The following is a 16,346-nucleotide window of genomic DNA, read 5'->3' on the forward strand; positions in this document are numbered from 1 at the left end:
GATGAGCTCGTTCTGAATCCATGCCTGAGTCCCAACCCGCGTTCTGGAGCCTGAAGCCCTGGTGGTGCCAACCCTGGTCGATCCTCTTGACCGGAGTACTGGTGATCGCCGCCAGTTGGTTCCTGATGCACCGCTGGTGGATCAGCGCACCAGTGGCCGTTGCTGTTCTGGCCTGGTGGGGACTGTTTCTTGTCGCTGTTCCTTCGGCCTATCGCTCCGGTGCTCTTGAGGAGCCCTAGAAGAGGAACTTGAAGCGCTCGGAGCTGCCCGCTGCCGCGGCTCCTGCCGCGGTTGCTTCCGGCCATTCGGCTTTCCAATAGCTGATGCCCTCATGCATGAAGGGCTGACCGCCGAGGCGCTCGGCATTGAGTTCGGTGCTGCCCATGGCGCTGATCAAGCCACCGATTTCCATCGGGCCGAGGTCCGTGCGCAGGTCCTTGCCGGCGACGGCCAGGAGCGAGGGCAGGCGCACCAGGCTCTCCGGACGGGTGATCTGTTTGAACAGGGCCTTGAGCACCAAGCGCTGGCGATCCAGGCGACCGATGTCACCCATCTCGTCGTGGCGGAAGCGCAGGAAGCCTTCGAGGTCTCGGCCCTTGAGAACCTGTCTCCCGGGCTGCAGATCGATGTGCAGGCCTTGGGTGTTGTCGTGATACCACATGCGCTTGGGCACGTTGACCTCAAGGCCGCCCAGGGCATCCCCCAGGCGCCGGATCACCGCCAGGTTCACCAGGATGTGGTGACGTACCGGCCGTCCAAGGTGCTTGGAGAGCTCCGCCTTCACGGCATCGGGGCCGCCATAGGCATAGAGGGCATTGGCCTTCACCGGGCCAAAGCTGCTGGAATTGATGTAGGTGTCGCGGGGCACCTGCAGCAGCTTGGTGACCCCGTTCTGCACACGCATAGTGTACATCACATCGGTGTTGCCGCCGCCCACATCGGTCCCGAGGATCACCACATCAGCGTCACTGAGGCTGTTCCAGCTGCTGAAGGGATTGACCAGCTGATGGCGCTCGCTTACCTGGGGACTACTGAGGTAGTCCGCGACTGGAGAGGCCAGTAGGAGTCCACCACCCAGCCCAAAGCCAATGGCCGTCAACATCGCGCCGCGTTCATCGCGGCGGCGGGGCATCGGACTGGCTGGGGCTGTTTTCAGGATGGGACTCTTCATTCTCACAATTTATTTCTTTTTCTGCCGCCCATCTTGTGGGCCCCCTTGCTTTGGTGCCAGTTCTTTGGGTGGTTAGAGAGCTAGGGCCTCGTTCTGGCGCAGTCCGGCCTGAACGCGCCAGAGATTGACGTAGGCCCCGCCGGCCGCAATGAGCTCCTCGTGGCTGCCGCTCTCCACGATCCGTCCCTGGTCCATGACCACGATCCGATCCGCATGGCGCACGGTGGAGAGGCGGTGCGCAATCACCAAGGTGGTGCGCTCGGCGGTGATCCGCTCGAGGGAGCGCTGAATGGCCGCTTCGGTTTCGTTGTCCACCGCAGCGGTGGCCTCATCAAGGATCAGCACAGGCGGATTTTTGAGAATCGCTCGGGCCAGGGCAATCCGTTGGCGCTGTCCCCCGGAGAGGCGTTGACCCCGCTCTCCGACCACCGTGTTGTAGCCCTGAGGCAGGGCCTCGATAAAGCGTGAGGCTTCCGCCAGTTGCGCCGCCTGCTCGATGGCAGCGCGAGAAGCGTCAAAGCTGCCGTAGGCAATGTTCTCGGCCACGGTTCCGTGGAAGAGGAAGACCTCCTGGCTCACCAGGCCAATCGCCTTGCGCAGGTCCCCCAGCTCCAACTCCTGGACAGGCTGATCATCGATGCGGATCGTTCCGCTCTGCAATTCGTAGAGGCGAAGCAGCAGTTTCACAATGGTGCTCTTGCCGGAGCCCGTGGCCCCGACGATTCCCAGGGTGCTGCCGGCGGGAATCTCCAGATCAAAGTCCCGCAGCAGCAGGTCCCGGCCGCTGTAGCCGAAGCTCACCCCTTCAAAGCGGATCTGACCGCGGACGTTCTGGCTGGGCAGTGGGCGATGGCCGCTGGGGATGGCGATAGGGGTGTCGAGTAAATCCAGAACCCGCTGGGTCGAGGCCATGGCCCGTTGGTAGTCATCCAGGGTTCGCCCCAAGCTGGTCAGCGGCCAGAGCAGGCGTTGGGTAATGAAGACCAGGAAGGAATAGGTGCCGACATCAATCGCTCCGCGCCAGGCCTGAAGGCCGCCAATGACCAAGATCGCCAGAAAGGCAAAAAGGATCGCGAAACGAATCAGAGGAATAAAGGCTGCCGAGAGGCGAATCGCTTTGCTGTTGCTCTTCTGGTAAGCACGGCTCTGGTTGCAGAGGCGATCGGTCTCCCACTGCTCGGCGGCGTAGCTCTTAATGGTGAGCATTCCTCCGAGGTTGTTGGCGAGTCGGCTGGCCAGGTCTCCTGCCCGCTCGCGCACCTCGCGGTAGCGCGGTTGCAGGCGCTTCTGGAAGTGCAAGGAGCCCCAGAGGATCAGGGGAATGGGTAGGAAGGAGACCCCAGCCACCGTTGGCGAAAGCCAGACCATGGCGCCCCCCACAGCCAGGACGGTTGTGATCAGCTGCAGCACCTCGTTGGCGCCGTGGTCAAGAAAACGTTCGAGCTGATTGATGTCGTCGTTGAGGATCGCCAGCAGTCGGCCGCTGGAGCTGGATTCGAAAAAGCCCATCTCCAAGCGTTGGAGATGGTCGTAGGCCTCCAGCCTGAGCTCGTGCTGCACCGTCTGGGCCAGGTTGCGCCAGAGCAGCGCATAGAGGTACTCGAACAGTGACTCCGCGCTCCAGATCACAAACGAGAGTCCCGCTAGGACCCCGAGTTGCCCGGGGATCGAGGTCACTCCCCAGCTGGCCAGCCAGGAGGTGTCTTGCTGGACAACCACATTCACCGCTAGGGCAATCAGCACCGGCGGTGCCAAGTCGAACAACTTGTTCAGCACAGAGCAGAGCGCTGCAAGCCGGACCAAGCGGCGATGGGGCCTAAGGGCGCGCAGCAGACGGCGCAGTGGGGGTTGAGCTGTGGTCATGGCGCCATTCAACGCCGGCGGGCTGAATTGAATATGAAGCTGCTCACGAGGAACTGATTTCCTGATCGCACCAGCGTTAGAACCGTGGTGTCTCTGACAGGAGGGTGTGTATGACCCGTTCGAGATCGTTTCATCGCTTCCATCGCTGGACGGCCAAGCTGAGAAGGCGCTCACTTCGAAGTGCCTTGCCTGAGCCCCGTGAAGGCGAGCTGCAGCCCATTCATCCCGTCTCCGAAGTGCGCTGCAAGGAGTGGCAGCGGGACCAGCTGCAGGATCTGATGGAGAGCGAGGCGCTCGAGGTCCGCGCCTGAGCGTTGGCTTGTCCCCTCAGCATTAAAAAATCCCTGTACCAGGACCCGTGATGGTCCTTGGACAGGGATTTTTCTTGGGATTTGGGGGAGTAGCGCCCTGGCCCTGAGGCCTAGAGCGCAACTCAATCACCAGCGATTGCCGCCGCCGCCGCCACCGCCGTAGCCGCCACCGCCGCCACCGCCGTAGCCACCGCCACCGCCGCCATAGCCGCCGCCGCGATTGCCGCCGCCACCGCCGTAGCCGCCGCCGCCGCCGCCGTAGCCACCACGACCGCCGCCGCCGCCGCCACCGCCCTCACGGGGGGTCGCTTTGTTGACGCGGATCATGCGACCCATCCATTCGACGTTTTGGAGGTCGTCGATGGCTTTTTGCTCTTCAGCGTCGCTCGCCATTTCGACGAAAGCGAAGCCGCGCTTGCGGCCGGTCTCGCGATCGAGGGGCAGGCTGCACTTGCTGACCTCGCCGTACTGGCTGAACAGGTCAAGCAAATCCTCTTGTTCTGCTTGGAACGAGAGGTTTCCAACGTAAATGGTCATTCCTTAGACGGAACCTGAAAACTGATTCGTTGATGCTGTGGGGTTCCGTGTGGAGCCTGAAAGCTTTTTGGAATCAGAATCACCCTACAGTGCCGCCCTCCAAAACTCACGGTGCGCTCCAGCGATTGTTTGGGGCGTCTTCATGAGCCACTGACCACGCAGCGACGGACGATCGGCGACGAACGATTGGCTCGCTCCATCTGTTCTGTTGTTGGAGCGGTAACGGGCCTTGAAGCAAGACCGAAGGGAAACCGAAGAATCCGGTTGATCCCCAATTATTGTCCCATTGTCAGCAAACGAACACCCGCTATCGGGAGCCCCTGATGACGGCACCAGTCCCCTGGAGTTTGGCTTGGAGCAAGAGCGGGGAGCTCGCACCCCAGGATCGCTTTGACCTGCTTCAGACCCTTGTGGCGATCGAAACCGAAGAGGTGCAGCCCGCTTTGGTCATGGCCGTCGAGAGCATGAGCGTGGCTGAGCTCACCGCATTGTCCAGTGAATCCGTGACGGGCCTCTGTGCTTGAGGCCCGTTGGCTGGCTTGATTTAGCCCTGGACGCGAGAGATTTGAAGTTCGCGATTCAACACCTTCAGGCGCTTCAGGTTGTGGAAAACGTCCTCGGGCATGCCCTTGGGTAGGTCCACAAGGCTGTGGCTGTCGAAGATTTGAATGCGACCAATGCTGCGGCCGTTGAGGCCGGACTCATTGGCAATGGCTCCCACAATGTTTCCGGGCTTGATCCGGTCGCGCCAGCCCACCTCGATGCGGAAGCGATCCATGTGGTCCTCGGGGGGGCCGTCCTGATCGCGGGGTCCGCGGCGGCCGCCGGGGGCATTGCGGGGTCCGCGATCGCGATCGCCAAAGCGATCGTTGCGGCGACCATCGCGGGACTGAGGTTGTTGGCGGATCCAGTTCTCGTCGTCATGGACCAGCAGGGGCTGATCGCCAACGGCCATCTGCAGGGCAGCCAGGGCCAGTTGCTCCGGGCTGACTTCGCTTTCTTGGCCAACCCGCTTGATGATTTCTGAGAGCAGGGCCTGCTGTTCGCTGAGGTTGCTGTTCTCCTCAGTATTCAGCCCGTTCACGGTTTGGCTCAGGCGCTCCCGCAGACGATCCAGGCGGCTCTGGTTGATGCTGGCGTTGGTTGGGATCTCCATCGGATCGATGGCGCGGCCAACGGCACGCTCTAGTCCGGTGATGAAGCGGCGCTCGCGCGGTGTAACGAAGAGGATCGCGTTACCGGTGCGGCCAGCGCGGCCCGTGCGACCAATCCGGTGCACGTAGGCCTCGGAGTCAAAGGGGATGTCGTAGTTCACGACCAGGCTGATCCGGTCTACATCCAGGCCGCGGGCAGCTACGTCGGTGGCCACCAGCACGTCAACGGTGCCGTTCTTGAGGCGCTCAATCGTGCGCTCCCGTTGGTTCTGGGCTACGTCACCGTTGAGCACTGCCACTCCGTAGCCCTTGGCTTCCAGGGCTTCGGCCACGGTGACCGTGATCGCCTTGGTGCGGGCAAAGATGATCACCCCTTCTTTGGTCTCGGCCTCGAGCACGCGGCTCAGGGCCTCGAGCTTCATTGGACCGTTGACGGTGATGAAGCGCTGCTGAATGCGGCTGGAATCCGACCCCTTGGTCTTGATCGTGATCTCAGCGGGGCTATTGAGGTACTGGTGGGAGATCCGGCGGATCTCGCTGGGCATCGTTGCCGAGAAGAGCACCACCTGCCGCTTCTCGGGTAGCTGGCTCAGAACCCATTCGACGTCGTCGATGAAGCCCATCCGCAGCATCTCGTCGGCCTCATCGAGCACCAGGCTGCGCAGCCCGGAGACATCGAGGGTGCCCTGGCGCATGTGATCCATCACCCGGCCGGGGGTGCCGACCACGATCTGCACACCTCGCTTGAGCTTGTGGATTTGATCGCGGAAATCTGATCCGCCGTAAACAGGAAGCACCCGTAGGTGGGGGAGCTTCGCGGCATAACTCTTGAACGAGTCGGCCACCTGGATGGCCAGCTCCCGGGTCGGGGTGAGCACCAACACCTGGGGGGTTCGTTGGTTCTCATCCAGGGCCGCCAGCATCGGCAGGGCGAAGGCGGCGGTTTTACCTGTACCGGTCTGGGCTTGCCCCACCAGGTCGCGGCCAAGCATCAGCTCGGGAATGGCGGCCTGCTGGATCGGGGAGGGATCGCGGTATCCGATCTCCTCGAGGGCCTCGAGAATTTCGGGGGAGAAGCCAAAGGCTGTAAAGCCCGTCTTCTCACTGGGTTGTGCGGTCGTGATTTCGATGCTTTCGCTCGGGGCGCTGTCCTGGCTGCTAGCCAAATCGAGCGCGCTGAGATCCACAGAGCTGGTGGAGCTCTCGCAGGGGGTATTGGTCACGTGGTTGATCTGGGCCTGAATCCTTCGTCGACAGGCCGGCAGACACCCGTTTAAGAAACTGCCTTGCCCTTCACAAAGGGTGAAGAGTCAACTTAACACTTGACCCTTTGGTAGTCGTCTGCAAGCCGCTCAATGTCCTCCTCGCTGAGGTGCTCGCCCCGCTGAACTTCAACGATCAAGAGGTTTTCATCCATCGCGGCGGCGCGGTGCACCGCGCCGCGGGGCACCAGCAGGGTGGTTCCCGCCTCCGCCTTAATCGAGGTCCCGTCACATTCGAGTTGACCGGAGCCACTGACCACGACCCAGTGCTCCAAGCGGTGGTGATGGCGCTGAAGACTGAGGCGGTGGCCGGCCTGGATACAGAGGCGTTTCACCAGGTACCCCTCACCGGCACCGATGGTTTCAAACCAACCCCAAGGCCGGTGAACGATCCCTGGCTCCGCCATGGCTGCAGGCTAGGTCGGGCCTTCGTTTTGTCTGCTGCAGGCTCCAACCGGGGTGATCAAGGTGGCCTGCTGCTGGGCCCGGGTCAGGCCTGTGTAGATCAAGCGCGGATCCAGATGCCGATTTGCCGGCAGCAGGAACTGCACCGCTTTGTATTGGCTCCCCTGGGATTTGTGCACCGTCAGGGCAAAGGCGGGCTCTGCTCCATTGAGTTGGGCGGGGTGGAGGAGCCGTTGACCGGGCATCAGGATCCGGCGTTCCGCGCCGTGCTGCAGGACGACGCCGATGTCGCCATTCGCCAGGCCTTGATCTGCACGGTTCAGGCGATTGAGCACAGGGGTGCCCGGGGGCCAGTGAATCGGGGTGCTCTTGGCGAGGTCGCCCAGCAGGGCGCGGTGCACCGCCTCCACCCCCCAGGGACCCTGGCGGATCGGGCTCAGGACGACCAGGTCCTCCAGTTGCGCCAACAGCGCTGCGCTCTGCTCGGGGTCCGGGCGTCCCTCCTGCCAGTCCAGGGCTTGGCAGCTCTGGCGCAGGGCCGAAGCTTGGTGCTGAACCGCCTGAAGCAGTGGTGCCGGAAGGGTGCGGCCTGAGGCTTCGAGCCAGCTCACATTCCCGTGGGGATCCAAGGCCTGGAGGCTCGGCTGCAGTTCAAGCAGCACCTCCCCCTGAAGTCCACTTGTTCCTTGGCGCAGCTGCTCGGCCAAAGCGGCAATGGCTCCGTCGTTGCGGTAAGTGGTCCGAAGCTCGACGGCGGCCTCCCCCAATCGCGGCAGGCGTTCTGGCCGGCAGAGCTCCTCAAGGACGGCCCCGGTTCCCACCGGCGGCAGTTGGTTGGCATCCCCGATGAGCAGGAGTTGCGCGTCCGCTGGCAACGCCTCCAGCAGGGCGGCCATGAGCGGCAGATCCACCATCGAGAGTTCGTCGACCACCAGCAGATCCAGCTCAAGTGGGTGGCGCCGGTTGCGGCCAAAGCGCAGCTCCCCTTGGGCCTCCAGCAGCCGGTGCAGGGTGCTGCTGGGCAGCATCTGCAGGCGCTGGGCCAGCTCCGCTTCGAGGCTTTGGCTTCCGTTGCTGACGGAGCTCGCCAGGCGGGCCGCGGCCTTGCCGGTGGGGGCGGCCAGTTGAATGCGAAGGGACGGCGTTTGGCGTAGGCAGGCGGCGAGCATCTGAACCACCGTTGAGGTCTTGCCGGTGCCGGGGCCGCCGGTCAGTAGCACCAGCCCTTGGCCCAAGGCGGCGGAGACGGCCTGGCATTGGCGGGGGTCCAGGCCTGCTTTTGCTGCGGCCGTGACCGCCCCTTGTCGCTCCGCCTCGCTGCAACTCAATTGGCGTTGTGCCCGCTGCTCGAGTGCACCCAGGCACTGATGCAGCTGCTCGTGCCAGCGCCTCAAGCGCAGGACCGTTCCGTCTTGAACGACCGGGGCTTCGGGGGCTCTGCTGGCTTGCTCGGCGCCCACCAGCCAGCCCGCCTCCTCGAGGGCGGAGACAGCGCCTGCAGGCCAGTCCTCGGTGTTCACTCCATCCGGTTCAGGGCCCCGTAGATCGAGTCCCAGCTCGCCTTCTTCCAAAGCCTCGATCAGGGCCTGGACCAGCGGTTGCAGTAGGGCACTACTGCGCTGGGGGGGGAGTAGCCGTTGGAGGCTCTCAAGGACGGCGGCGCTTAGGGCGCTCATGGTTGGCCCTCCCGCAGCAGTTCATCGAGGGCCATCACCCGCTTGAGGCTGGGTTGATCCACCAGCACCCCGGGGGTGGGGGCCTTTGGATCTGGGGTGGGGCCTGGCACGCCTCGTAGAAAGACGTAGGCGTAGCCCCCCAGGTGCTGGACGGGGTTGTAGTTCGGCAGTCGCCAGAGCAAATAGCGATGCAGCGCCACCAGATAGAGGTGGGCTTGAAGGGGGTAGTGGCTACGCGCCATCAGGGTCTCCATTGCCGACTCGGAGTAGTCATTGGGGCCGCAGCGGGTGACGCTGCCGAGACGATCCCGCTGGCCGAGCCAATTGCTCTTCCAGTCCGCGACCCACCAGCGCCCCTCCCAGCAGAAGAGCAGGTCGATGGACCCGGTCAGAAAGCCCCTGCTGGCCACCTCAAGCCCCTGCAGCGTTTTGGCATAGCTCGCGCCAAAGCGGCCGCCGGGGTTTTGGGCGAAGGCCTGGGCCAGTCCGCTGCTGCGCACCACGCGCACCTCCCCCCTCTGGGTCGCCAAGGGGAGGTCGAAGTTCATCTCGTTGAGCCAGGATCCGGCCTGCAGGTCCCCCAGTCGGCAGGGGCCCAGGGGGCCGCCGAGGGGTGTCTTCATCAGTTGCTGCAGGGCCTCGAAGAGTCCGTCGCAGGCGTCCCCCTCCAGGCCAGCGCGCTGCAGCTCCTGCTCGATCACGGCATCGGCGTCCTGCCGTTCCCCGCGGCTCACAGCGCCGTAATCCAGGCGCTCCAGGATTCGGTGCAGGGCATCGCCAGGACCTGATCCCCGGGGGAAGTGGGCCAGGGGGCCCAGGTCTGGCCAGGACGCCGCACCACTGGCTGCGCTGCTCTCCTCCAGCAGGGCCTCCTCAAAGCCATCGCTCAGGGCATCGGTGTCTCGGCCCTCCTCCTGCACCTCCGGCGGCAGGCTCACCTGCGAGTGCGCCCAGGCGGAGTAGCTGGCCCGGCCCCAGCTGCTGTCGAGGGATCGCTTGGGACGGGGCCCCAGGCCCAGTTGGCCTTCTTCAGGTGCGGGTTGCCAGGGCTGGCTGATCTCCCCAGAGGCCTGGATCCGCTCGAGCGGCAGCTCCCGTTCCTGATCCCCCTCGAGCAACCAGCCGCTGAGGGGGTTCCCGGTGTCGGCTTGGTCAGGGCCGGGCCAGCCCAGCACCAGGAGGTGCTGGGCGCGGGTGCAGGCCACGTAGGCCAGCCGCTCGGCCTCGGCGATCTGGGCTTGCAGGTCCTGTTGGGCGGCGAGTCGGCCCACCCCCCAGTGGGTCTGCAGGTGCAGATCCAGTTGGGGTTGCCCGTCTGCTGTCCAGCGGCGGCCCAGGCGCTTGGCGGCTTTGGGGGCTTTCCAGAGATAGGGGCAGATCACCAGGGGGTACTCCAGTCCCTTGCTGCGGTGCACCGTGACCACCGCAATGGCGGCTTCGGCGGCATCGCTGCGGCAGAGATGGGCCTCGGGGGTGTCCCGGTTCTCTTCGAGCCGCAGCCGCCTGAGCCAGTCTGCGGCCGCTTGGGCCCCGAGGCCTTGGCGGTGCATCTGTTCTTGCACCAGTTCGGCGGCCTGCTGCACATCCGCCAGGGCCCTGCCCCGTAGGGAGAGCCGTGCCAAGCCTTCGGTGCCCTGCAGGTGAGCCAAGGCCGCCGTTAAACCGAGTTTTGGCAGACGTGCGGCCAAGGTGCTCAACTCCGCCGTCAGCTGATCCCACTGGGCCGAGCTGCTGGCTTCGATCTCGGCGGCGGACCAACCCAGCAGTGCGGAGGCCGCCAGCAATTTCAATCGCCCCAGTTGGCCGGGTTGGGCCAGGGCATCGAGGAAGCGCTGCAGAGCACTGGCCCCCAGGCTTTCAAAGACATCACCGCGGCTCACCAGGCGGCTCGGGATCTGCCGGCGCTCCAGGGCTGCCCGGAGTGCCTCGGCCTGGTCGTGGCGGCTGACCAAGAGACAAATGTCGCCCGGGTTGATCGGGCGGCTGCGGTCCGCGGTGTTCAGCTGCAGGCCCTGGCTCAGCAGGTCCTGGCAGAGCCCCGCCACCTGGGCCTCCGGACTCTGGCTTGGATCGAGTTCCAACAGCTGCAGCGGCGCTGGGCTGCCGGGGAGCTCCAGGCTCCCCTTGCTGGCCTTGGCCAGCACCGCCGGCACCTCCAGCCGGCTCTGGATCAGCCCGGGCCGCATCAGGGCGTTCAAGCCTGCCACCAGTTCGCTGCTGGAGCGGCGGTTCTCGAACAGGCCAAAGCGCCCATCGGCTTCCTCAGCTGCCTGGCGGTAGGTCTGCAGCTCCCCGCCGCGGAAGCGGTAGATCGCCTGTTTGGGATCACCCACCATCACCAGCAGATGCTGGGTGGGCTCTTGGGCAAAGGCCCGCTTGAGGATCCGCCACTGGATCGGGTCGGTGTCTTGAAACTCATCGATCAGCGCCGCCCGGTAGCGGTGAGAGACCGCCCGTAGGAGAGCTGACGCAGCAGTGGCGTCCCGTCCCGGGTCGAGTTGCTCGAGCAGCTGGCCAAAGCTGATCTCACCGCTGCGCGCGCGCCGGCGTTGGAGCTCCGCTCGGCCCCAATGGCAGAAGTGCAGCAGGGCCAGCTCGGCTGGTCCCTCCACGACCGCGGCAATAGCCCGCAGCAGCGGGGCCTGGGGTAGGGAGACCTGATCGCCGTGGGCGGGGGCGGCGGCCTTGGTGAAGGGTCCGGGGTGGAAGTACTTCTTGAGGTCCTCCTGCTGCAGAACAGCGTTGTATCCGGCGGGAGCGTCCAGCTGGGAGAGCCAGGTTTGAACGCGATTCAGGCGATCGGGCTTGGCCTTGAGGCGATAGGGCTTGTAGTCGACCCCCAGGCTTTTGAGCTCCACCGCGGCCGCGGAAAAGTCCTGCTCTAGGGCCTCGCTGCGGGCTTCCCAGGCGGATCTGAACTGCTCCCAGCTCGCGTTCCAGTGGGGGCCAAGTTGCTCCGCCAGGTTCAGGGCGCTGCTCCAGCCCTCGGGCAACGGGGCGAGCTGCAGCGCTGGGTCGCCATCGAGGCTGCCCAGCAGGTTCACCAGCTGGTCGGGGGTGACCTGTTGGCTCTGCAGCCCCGCCACCAGATGGGGCGGAAGGGGGAGCACCTGCTGCTGCCAGTAGTCGTGGACCAGCTGCTGTCTGCGCTCGCGCCCCTGGCTCTCCAGGGCGACGTCGGGGCCTAGGCCGGCTTCGAGGGCATGGCGCTGCAGGGTCCGGCGGCAGAAGCCGTGGATGGTCGTGATGTCGGCGCGATCGAGTCGCTCCAGGGCGAGCAGCAACCGTCCCTTGATCCGAAGAACCTGCTCGGCGTCCAGGGCCGAGCGCCACTGCTGCAGCGGTTCATCGACCTCGGCGTTCTCCGCATCGAGCAGGACCAGGGCCTCCTGCAGACGCCGGGCAATGCGGTCCCGCAATTCAGCGGCGGCGGCATCGGTGAAGGTGACCACCAGCACCTCCTCAACCTCCAGGGGCCGTGCTCCCTCGCTCAGCAGCCGCAGCACCAGATGGGCCAGGGCGAAGGTCTTGCCGGTGCCCGCGCTGGCTTCCAGCAGCCGGATCCCCGGCGAGAGGCTGAAGGCGTTCGCGTCAAAGGCGGCCAGGCTCATGCCTTGACCTCCTTGCGGCACTCCAGCAGCGGCCCGTGCAGGGCTAGGGCCAGGGCCTGGAGCTCCGGGGTGAGCAGGTCGCCCAGGGGCAGATCAGAGCCAAAGCAGACCCGCTGAATAGGGTCGTCCCGCTCGGCCCGTTGTTGAAAACCGCCCTCCCAGGTGTCCTTGGCCTTGGCCCAGCCGCGCCCTTGCCCCGGCTTGCTGCTCTCGGCGCTGGCATAAGCCCAACCGGTCTCCGGCGGTAGACCCCAGCAGTCCATGCGGTGATCGTCCCGCCAGCGCTGCAGTTGCCCCAAGAGCTCTCTGGCTCGCTCGGGGTTTGGGATCTCGTAGCGCTCCAGTACCCGGAAGCGATGGCGATCGCGGCCCACCAGGGCCGCACTCCGCAGTTCCAGGCCGGCGGCCGCCGCCAGGAGGCAGTCCAGCCAGAGCTGCAGGCGTTGGGGCGAGCGGGGTTTGGCGGTGTGGACCAGCACCAACTGGCCGCCGCGACTACTGATCTCGGCGCTGTAGCTCTGCCATTGCAGCGGCTGCTGCTCCGGCTCCCCCAATAGGGCCAGGCAGCTACGCAGGCTCTCCCAGCGCTGCTCCAATTGCTCCACCTCCAGGGCACCGGCGGCCAGGGGAGGCAGCAGCCCCCGGCCCCGCTCGAGTTCGCGCCAGTTGGGACTCAGGGACTCGTCCTGCTGCTCCTCCCACTCGCGGCGCAGCAGGCCGGAGCGCTCCCGTTCGCCCAATTCCAGGGCTTCGAGATCGAGCACGGGCTGATCGAATTCCTTAGGCCGAATGCCGAGTTGCTCCAGCCAGAGGCGTTGGGGCGCCTGGAGCCACTGCTGCAGATCGCTCCAGGCCGCGGTGGGAGAAGCCTCGGGAACCGGTGCAGCCTTCGGTGGGGTGCTGAAGGCCAGACCCTGCTGGCAGCTCAGGTCGCCTTGCTCGAGCTGTTGCCGCACCTGCAGGAGGCGTTGGTCGCAACTCGCCGCTGGCCAGGGAGCCATCTCGAGAAAGTTGCTGCGCTCCAAGGCATTGGCGGCGTGCTCCCGCAGGGGAACTGCAGCGCTGCCTAGCTGTTGGCCCAGCAGCTCCAACCATTGCCGCACCGGAGTTGAGGCCTCCAGGGTCTCGCCGGTGCGCTCATCGCGGCAGCTCCAACTCAGCAGCAGGTGCTGCCGGGCTGAGAGCAGGGCCTCCAGCAGGACATAGCGATCCTGATCGCCGCTGTTGGGATCTCCGAGCTCACGGCCGTGTTCCATCAGATGAAAGCCCGGCCGTTGGCGTTGACGGGGGAAGGCCCCGGCATCCAGTCCCATCAGCACCACCACCCGGTGCGGGATTGCCCGCATCGGCTCGAGGGCGCTGATGGTCAGGGCCCCTGAGCGGTGGCCAAAGCGGCCGCTGCCTTCGCTGAGCCTTTCTGCCAGGACATCGGCCAAGACGGGGGCCGCTAACTCCAGGGGGCTGTCTGCGGCCACCGCCTGCCAGTCCGCCAGGGCGGCGTGGATGGTCTGCAGCTCCCAAGCCCAGTCCCCACCGTCGCCAAAGAGCAGGGGCAGTTGCTCCCGCAGGCCCTGCACCCACTCCGGTACCCGCCGCGATTGGGCGAACCAACGCAGGCTGCTGAGCAGCTGCCGCAGCAGGGCAATCCAGCGCCCCTGTTGCTCGAGGTTCCCGCTCAGGGCCATGGGGGCGGTGTCGCCTGGGGCCAGGCCCGGGACCTCGGGGAGCACCAGACCCAGCACGAGCCGATCGATGGCCCAACTGAGACTGTGGCTGGGATCCCCGCCGCGGTCTCGCCCATCGAGTCCCCAGCGGAAGCCAGCCCGCTGCAGCAGCGCTGTCAGTTCCCCCGACGCACTGGCTTCGAGCTGCTGGGCCGCTAGCAGGGGGCCACAGCTCAGCACGCTCTCCAGGGCGGTGGCCGTCAGGCGTTCTCCCCCGAGTTGCAGGAGGGCCAGCAGTCCTTGGGCGATGCCCGCCTCGCTCTGTTGGCTGCGGTCTGTCAGGCGCCAGGGCAGACGTACCCCCGTTGCCTCGGCATCGCCGAAGACGGCCGCCACCAGCGGGGCAAACGCCTCCACCTGGGGTGTCATCACCAAGATGTCTCGCGGTTCCAGGCTCGGGTCTGCGGCCAGCAGCTGCAGGATCTGGTCGCGCACGACCTGGAGTTGGCGCAGGCGGCCCGGGCAGGCGTGGAACTCCAGGGAGCGGTCCTGCGGAGCGCGCCTCAGGGGCTGATCGGCTTCGGGTTCGCCGGAGACCAGTTGCTCCTGCAGTTGCTCCAGCAGCGAGGGTTCCCGGTCGCCATGGCGGGCGACGGTGGCGGGGGCGAAGAAGAGATCCCCCTCCTGCCACTGGCCCAGTTGGCTCTCGCCTGTTCCTTCCAGCAATTGCTGAAATTCCGCGCCAAGCCGGCCAAAGCGGGCCTCCAGACTGGGGACGCTTAGCAACCAGTCCGCCGCCAGGGGATCGCTCTGGGCCGCGGGTCCGCTGCGCTGCCAGAGATCGCGGCAGGGGGTGAGCAAATAGAGCTCGACCTGGCGCACTGCGGAGAGGGCCTGCAGCAGCTCCACCTGCACCGGGGCCAGGCTGCTCAGGCCAAAAAGCCTCAGTGGTTGATCGCTTTCCAGCTCGGGTCGCCAGCCCGCCTGGAGCCGGCCGATCAGCTCCCGCGCCCGGACGCCAAAGGGAAGGCAACCCAGGCGCTGCACCAGACGCCGCAGCAGCTCCGGTTGCCACTGCAAGCCCTCTGGCAGTGCCTGGGGTTGCTCGCTGAGCCAGGACTCCAGCATGGCCGGGCGATAGAGGCCGTAGTCATCGATGGCATCGGCGATCGCCCGGGCCAGTTGCCAGAGGGCCTGATCGAGTTTCTCCAGTCCGGAGGAGCGAACGGCCAGCCATTGGCCCAGGGGCTGCGCCGTTGGGCTTTGCAGGAGTTCCGGCAGCAGCTCCAGTAGCGGCCAGACCAGGTTTTGGGCCCGCCAGGGATCGGGACCGGTGGAGGGGGGGGCCTCCTCCTCGAGCCAGGCGTTCACCAGTTGCCGCAGCAGGCTGCTGGGGAAGGGGAAGCGCAGATTCGCGGCGATGCCGGCCGGGTTGGCTAGGGCCAGTTGCTCCCCCAGCCAGCGACTGGTGGGCCAGGTGTTCACCACCACCTGGGCTTGCTCCAGCAGCCCTGGCGGATGCAGTTGCAAGTTCGTGGCCAGGACGCGAGCCAGCAGCTCAGCGCGATTGCTGCGGTAGACCGTGAGCAAGGCTCAGACGGGGCTCAGGCTGGGCGTCTGCAGGTTATGGGCAAGGCCGGGAACTGACACCACCTCGCGGCTCTCGGGGCAATAGGCGCTCAGGTCTCCGCCGTAGCAGGCGCCGGTGTCCACCATCACGATGTTGGGTAGGTGTCGGACGCTCGGGCCAGGGGTGTGGCCAATCACCACATCGCCAAAGCGCCCGTCGTACTGCTCCCAGAAGCCCATCCGCACCCGCAGATCCGGTTGCCAGGTGCTGGGGTTGAAGCCGGCATGGGTGGCGACCCAGCCTTCCCCCCAGTAAGCCAGAGGCAGTTGCTCCAGTCGCTTCAGCCAGAGGACGCAACCCTCAGGGCCGAGTTGACGGCGGGTCTCTGCGCCAGCGCCGCCGTTGCTGGGGGTCGTGCGCAGGGCTTCGATCAGGTCCTGTTCGTGGTTGCCACGCAGCCAGATGGCGCGGCCGCTCTCCACCAAACCCCAGATCCGCTCCATCGTCGCGGGGGTATCGGGGCCGCGGTTGATCGCGTCGCCGCAAAAAATCAGACGATCGCCCGCAGGCAACTGCTCCAGAAGGCTCTCGAGGGACCCCGAGCAGCCGTGCACATCACCGATGACCCAGTGGCGGGCTTTGCGACTGGCGGTCGTCATGGCTCCACTCTGGCCGGAGGCTTGACCATCTGTCAGCCCCTTGTGGGCATCCCCTCTCAGAGGCTGAAAACGCGATAGCTTCCCCCTAACCGCGCCCCTCTGGATGGAGAGCCAGACCCCGGAGAGCCCCCAGCCGGTCGATCCCCGCAGCCTCTCGGTGGGACGGCGGGTGGCGATTTTGGTCAATGCCCTCGACGGGGCTAAACGCACCAACGAAGCGCTGGCCCAATGCGCCAACGGTGACGAAATGGTGGAGGTGCTTTTGAACGCCTCCTCCAAATTGGGCCTGGGATTGACCCAGGCGGAACTCATCCGGACGCCTCCGATCCGCGACTGGATCTGGTGGAAGAACAAGGAGGCGGTACTCACCATCGGCGATGCCAAGCCCCGCTATCAGCAGGACGGAGCGCAGGGCCGTTCCGATGGGGATCAGCCCCGCAAGAAGTTCCTGGGGCTGTTCTGA

General features: G+C 65.7%; 13 protein-coding genes. 4 read left to right on the top strand and 9 right to left on the bottom strand.

Annotated elements, in window-relative coordinates; genetic code table 11:
* Positions 1-20: 20 nt before the first annotated feature.
* The gene (locus ACLM42_RS02720; RefSeq protein WP_415399646.1) at positions 21-239 is read left to right on the top strand and encodes a DUF6737 family protein; all 219 of its coding nucleotides are present in this window, start codon (positions 21-23) and stop codon (positions 237-239) included.
* On the opposite strand, the gene ACLM42_RS02725 is transcribed toward ACLM42_RS02720, so the two are convergent.
* Together ACLM42_RS02725 and ACLM42_RS02730 are read right to left on the bottom strand one after the other, a co-directional pair.
* Positions 236-1,132 carry an LCP family protein gene (locus ACLM42_RS02725; RefSeq protein ID WP_415400119.1) on the bottom strand — a complete coding sequence of 299 codons (897 nt, stop codon included), beginning with the start codon at positions 1,130-1,132 and terminating at the stop codon, positions 236-238. The two genes, ACLM42_RS02720 and ACLM42_RS02725, sit on opposite strands and share 4 nt — an antisense overlap.
* A 111-nt stretch (positions 1,133-1,243) precedes the next feature.
* Positions 1,244-3,034: an ABC transporter ATP-binding protein gene (locus ACLM42_RS02730; protein WP_415399647.1), complete on the bottom strand. Its 1,791-nt coding sequence runs from the start codon at positions 3,032-3,034 to the stop codon at positions 1,244-1,246.
* A 185-nt stretch (positions 3,035-3,219) separates the two neighbouring features.
* Here ACLM42_RS02730 and ACLM42_RS02735 point away from each other — a divergent pair, with 185 nt between their 5' ends.
* Entirely contained in the window at positions 3,220-3,345 is a 126-nt protein-coding gene (locus ACLM42_RS02735) for a hypothetical protein (RefSeq protein ID WP_256463425.1), read from the top strand.
* Between the two features lie 126 nt (positions 3,346-3,471).
* On the opposite strand, the gene ACLM42_RS02740 is transcribed toward ACLM42_RS02735, so the two are convergent.
* Complete coding sequence (locus ACLM42_RS02740; RefSeq protein ID WP_415399648.1) at positions 3,472-3,882, bottom strand: RNA recognition motif domain-containing protein; 411 nt, start codon at positions 3,880-3,882, stop codon at positions 3,472-3,474.
* 323 nt (positions 3,883-4,205) lie between these two features.
* Between ACLM42_RS02740 and ACLM42_RS02745 the strand changes: the two genes are divergently transcribed.
* Positions 4,206-4,406, top strand: a complete 201-nt coding sequence (locus ACLM42_RS02745; RefSeq protein WP_415399649.1) for a hypothetical protein — start codon at positions 4,206-4,208, stop codon at positions 4,404-4,406.
* Between the two features lie 20 nt (positions 4,407-4,426).
* On the opposite strand, the gene ACLM42_RS02750 is transcribed toward ACLM42_RS02745, so the two are convergent.
* From ACLM42_RS02750 to ACLM42_RS02775, 6 genes are all read right to left on the bottom strand, one after another.
* Positions 4,427-6,259 carry a DEAD/DEAH box helicase gene (locus ACLM42_RS02750; protein WP_247911445.1) on the bottom strand — a complete coding sequence of 611 codons (1,833 nt, stop codon included), beginning with the start codon at positions 6,257-6,259 and terminating at the stop codon, positions 4,427-4,429.
* 92 nt (positions 6,260-6,351) lie between these two features.
* Positions 6,352-6,705, bottom strand: a complete 354-nt coding sequence (locus tag ACLM42_RS02755) for a phosphomannose isomerase type II C-terminal cupin domain (RefSeq protein WP_247911444.1) — start codon at positions 6,703-6,705, stop codon at positions 6,352-6,354.
* A gap of 9 nt (positions 6,706-6,714) precedes the next feature.
* Positions 6,715-8,379, bottom strand: a complete 1,665-nt coding sequence (gene recD / locus ACLM42_RS02760) for an exodeoxyribonuclease V subunit alpha (protein WP_415399650.1) — start codon at positions 8,377-8,379, stop codon at positions 6,715-6,717.
* Entirely contained in the window at positions 8,376-12,011 is a 3,636-nt protein-coding gene (locus ACLM42_RS02765) for a UvrD-helicase domain-containing protein (protein WP_415399651.1), read from the bottom strand. Before ACLM42_RS02765 ends, recD begins: the two co-directional genes overlap by 4 nt.
* Positions 11,987-15,244 carry an exodeoxyribonuclease V subunit gamma gene (locus ACLM42_RS02770; RefSeq protein ID WP_415399652.1) on the bottom strand — a complete coding sequence of 1,086 codons (3,258 nt, stop codon included), beginning with the start codon at positions 15,242-15,244 and terminating at the stop codon, positions 11,987-11,989. Before ACLM42_RS02770 ends, ACLM42_RS02765 begins: the two co-directional genes overlap by 25 nt.
* A 3-nt stretch (positions 15,245-15,247) precedes the next feature.
* Positions 15,248-15,883: a metallophosphoesterase gene (locus tag ACLM42_RS02775; protein ID WP_415399653.1), complete on the bottom strand. Its 636-nt coding sequence runs from the start codon at positions 15,881-15,883 to the stop codon at positions 15,248-15,250.
* A 103-nt stretch (positions 15,884-15,986) separates the two neighbouring features.
* On the opposite strand from ACLM42_RS02775, the gene ACLM42_RS02780 reads away from it, so the two are divergent.
* Positions 15,987-16,346, top strand: a complete 360-nt coding sequence (locus ACLM42_RS02780; protein WP_247911439.1) for a hypothetical protein — start codon at positions 15,987-15,989, stop codon at positions 16,344-16,346.

It is taken from the genome of Synechococcus sp. W4D4, from assembly GCF_047716805.1.
GTDB lineage: Bacteria > Cyanobacteriota > Cyanobacteriia > PCC-6307 > Cyanobiaceae > Vulcanococcus.

Coding starts and splice junctions, on each gene's coding strand:
- ACLM42_RS02720 (WP_415399646.1), top strand. CDS start 21: ATGCCTGAGTCCCAACCCGCGTTCTGGAGCCTGAAGCCCTGGTGGTGC.
- ACLM42_RS02725 (WP_415400119.1), bottom strand. CDS start 1,132: ATGCCCCGCCGCCGCGATGAACGCGGCGCGATGTTGACGGCCATTGGC.
- ACLM42_RS02730 (WP_415399647.1), bottom strand. CDS start 3,034: ATGACCACAGCTCAACCCCCACTGCGCCGTCTGCTGCGCGCCCTTAGG.
- ACLM42_RS02740 (WP_415399648.1), bottom strand. CDS start 3,882: ATGACCATTTACGTTGGAAACCTCTCGTTCCAAGCAGAACAAGAGGAT.
- ACLM42_RS02745 (WP_415399649.1), top strand. CDS start 4,206: ATGACGGCACCAGTCCCCTGGAGTTTGGCTTGGAGCAAGAGCGGGGAG.
- ACLM42_RS02755 (WP_247911444.1), bottom strand. CDS start 6,705: ATGGCGGAGCCAGGGATCGTTCACCGGCCTTGGGGTTGGTTTGAAACC.
- recD (WP_415399650.1), bottom strand. CDS start 8,379: ATGAGCGCCCTAAGCGCCGCCGTCCTTGAGAGCCTCCAACGGCTACTC.
- ACLM42_RS02775 (WP_415399653.1), bottom strand. CDS start 15,883: ATGACGACCGCCAGTCGCAAAGCCCGCCACTGGGTCATCGGTGATGTG.
- ACLM42_RS02780 (WP_247911439.1), top strand. CDS start 15,987: ATGGAGAGCCAGACCCCGGAGAGCCCCCAGCCGGTCGATCCCCGCAGC.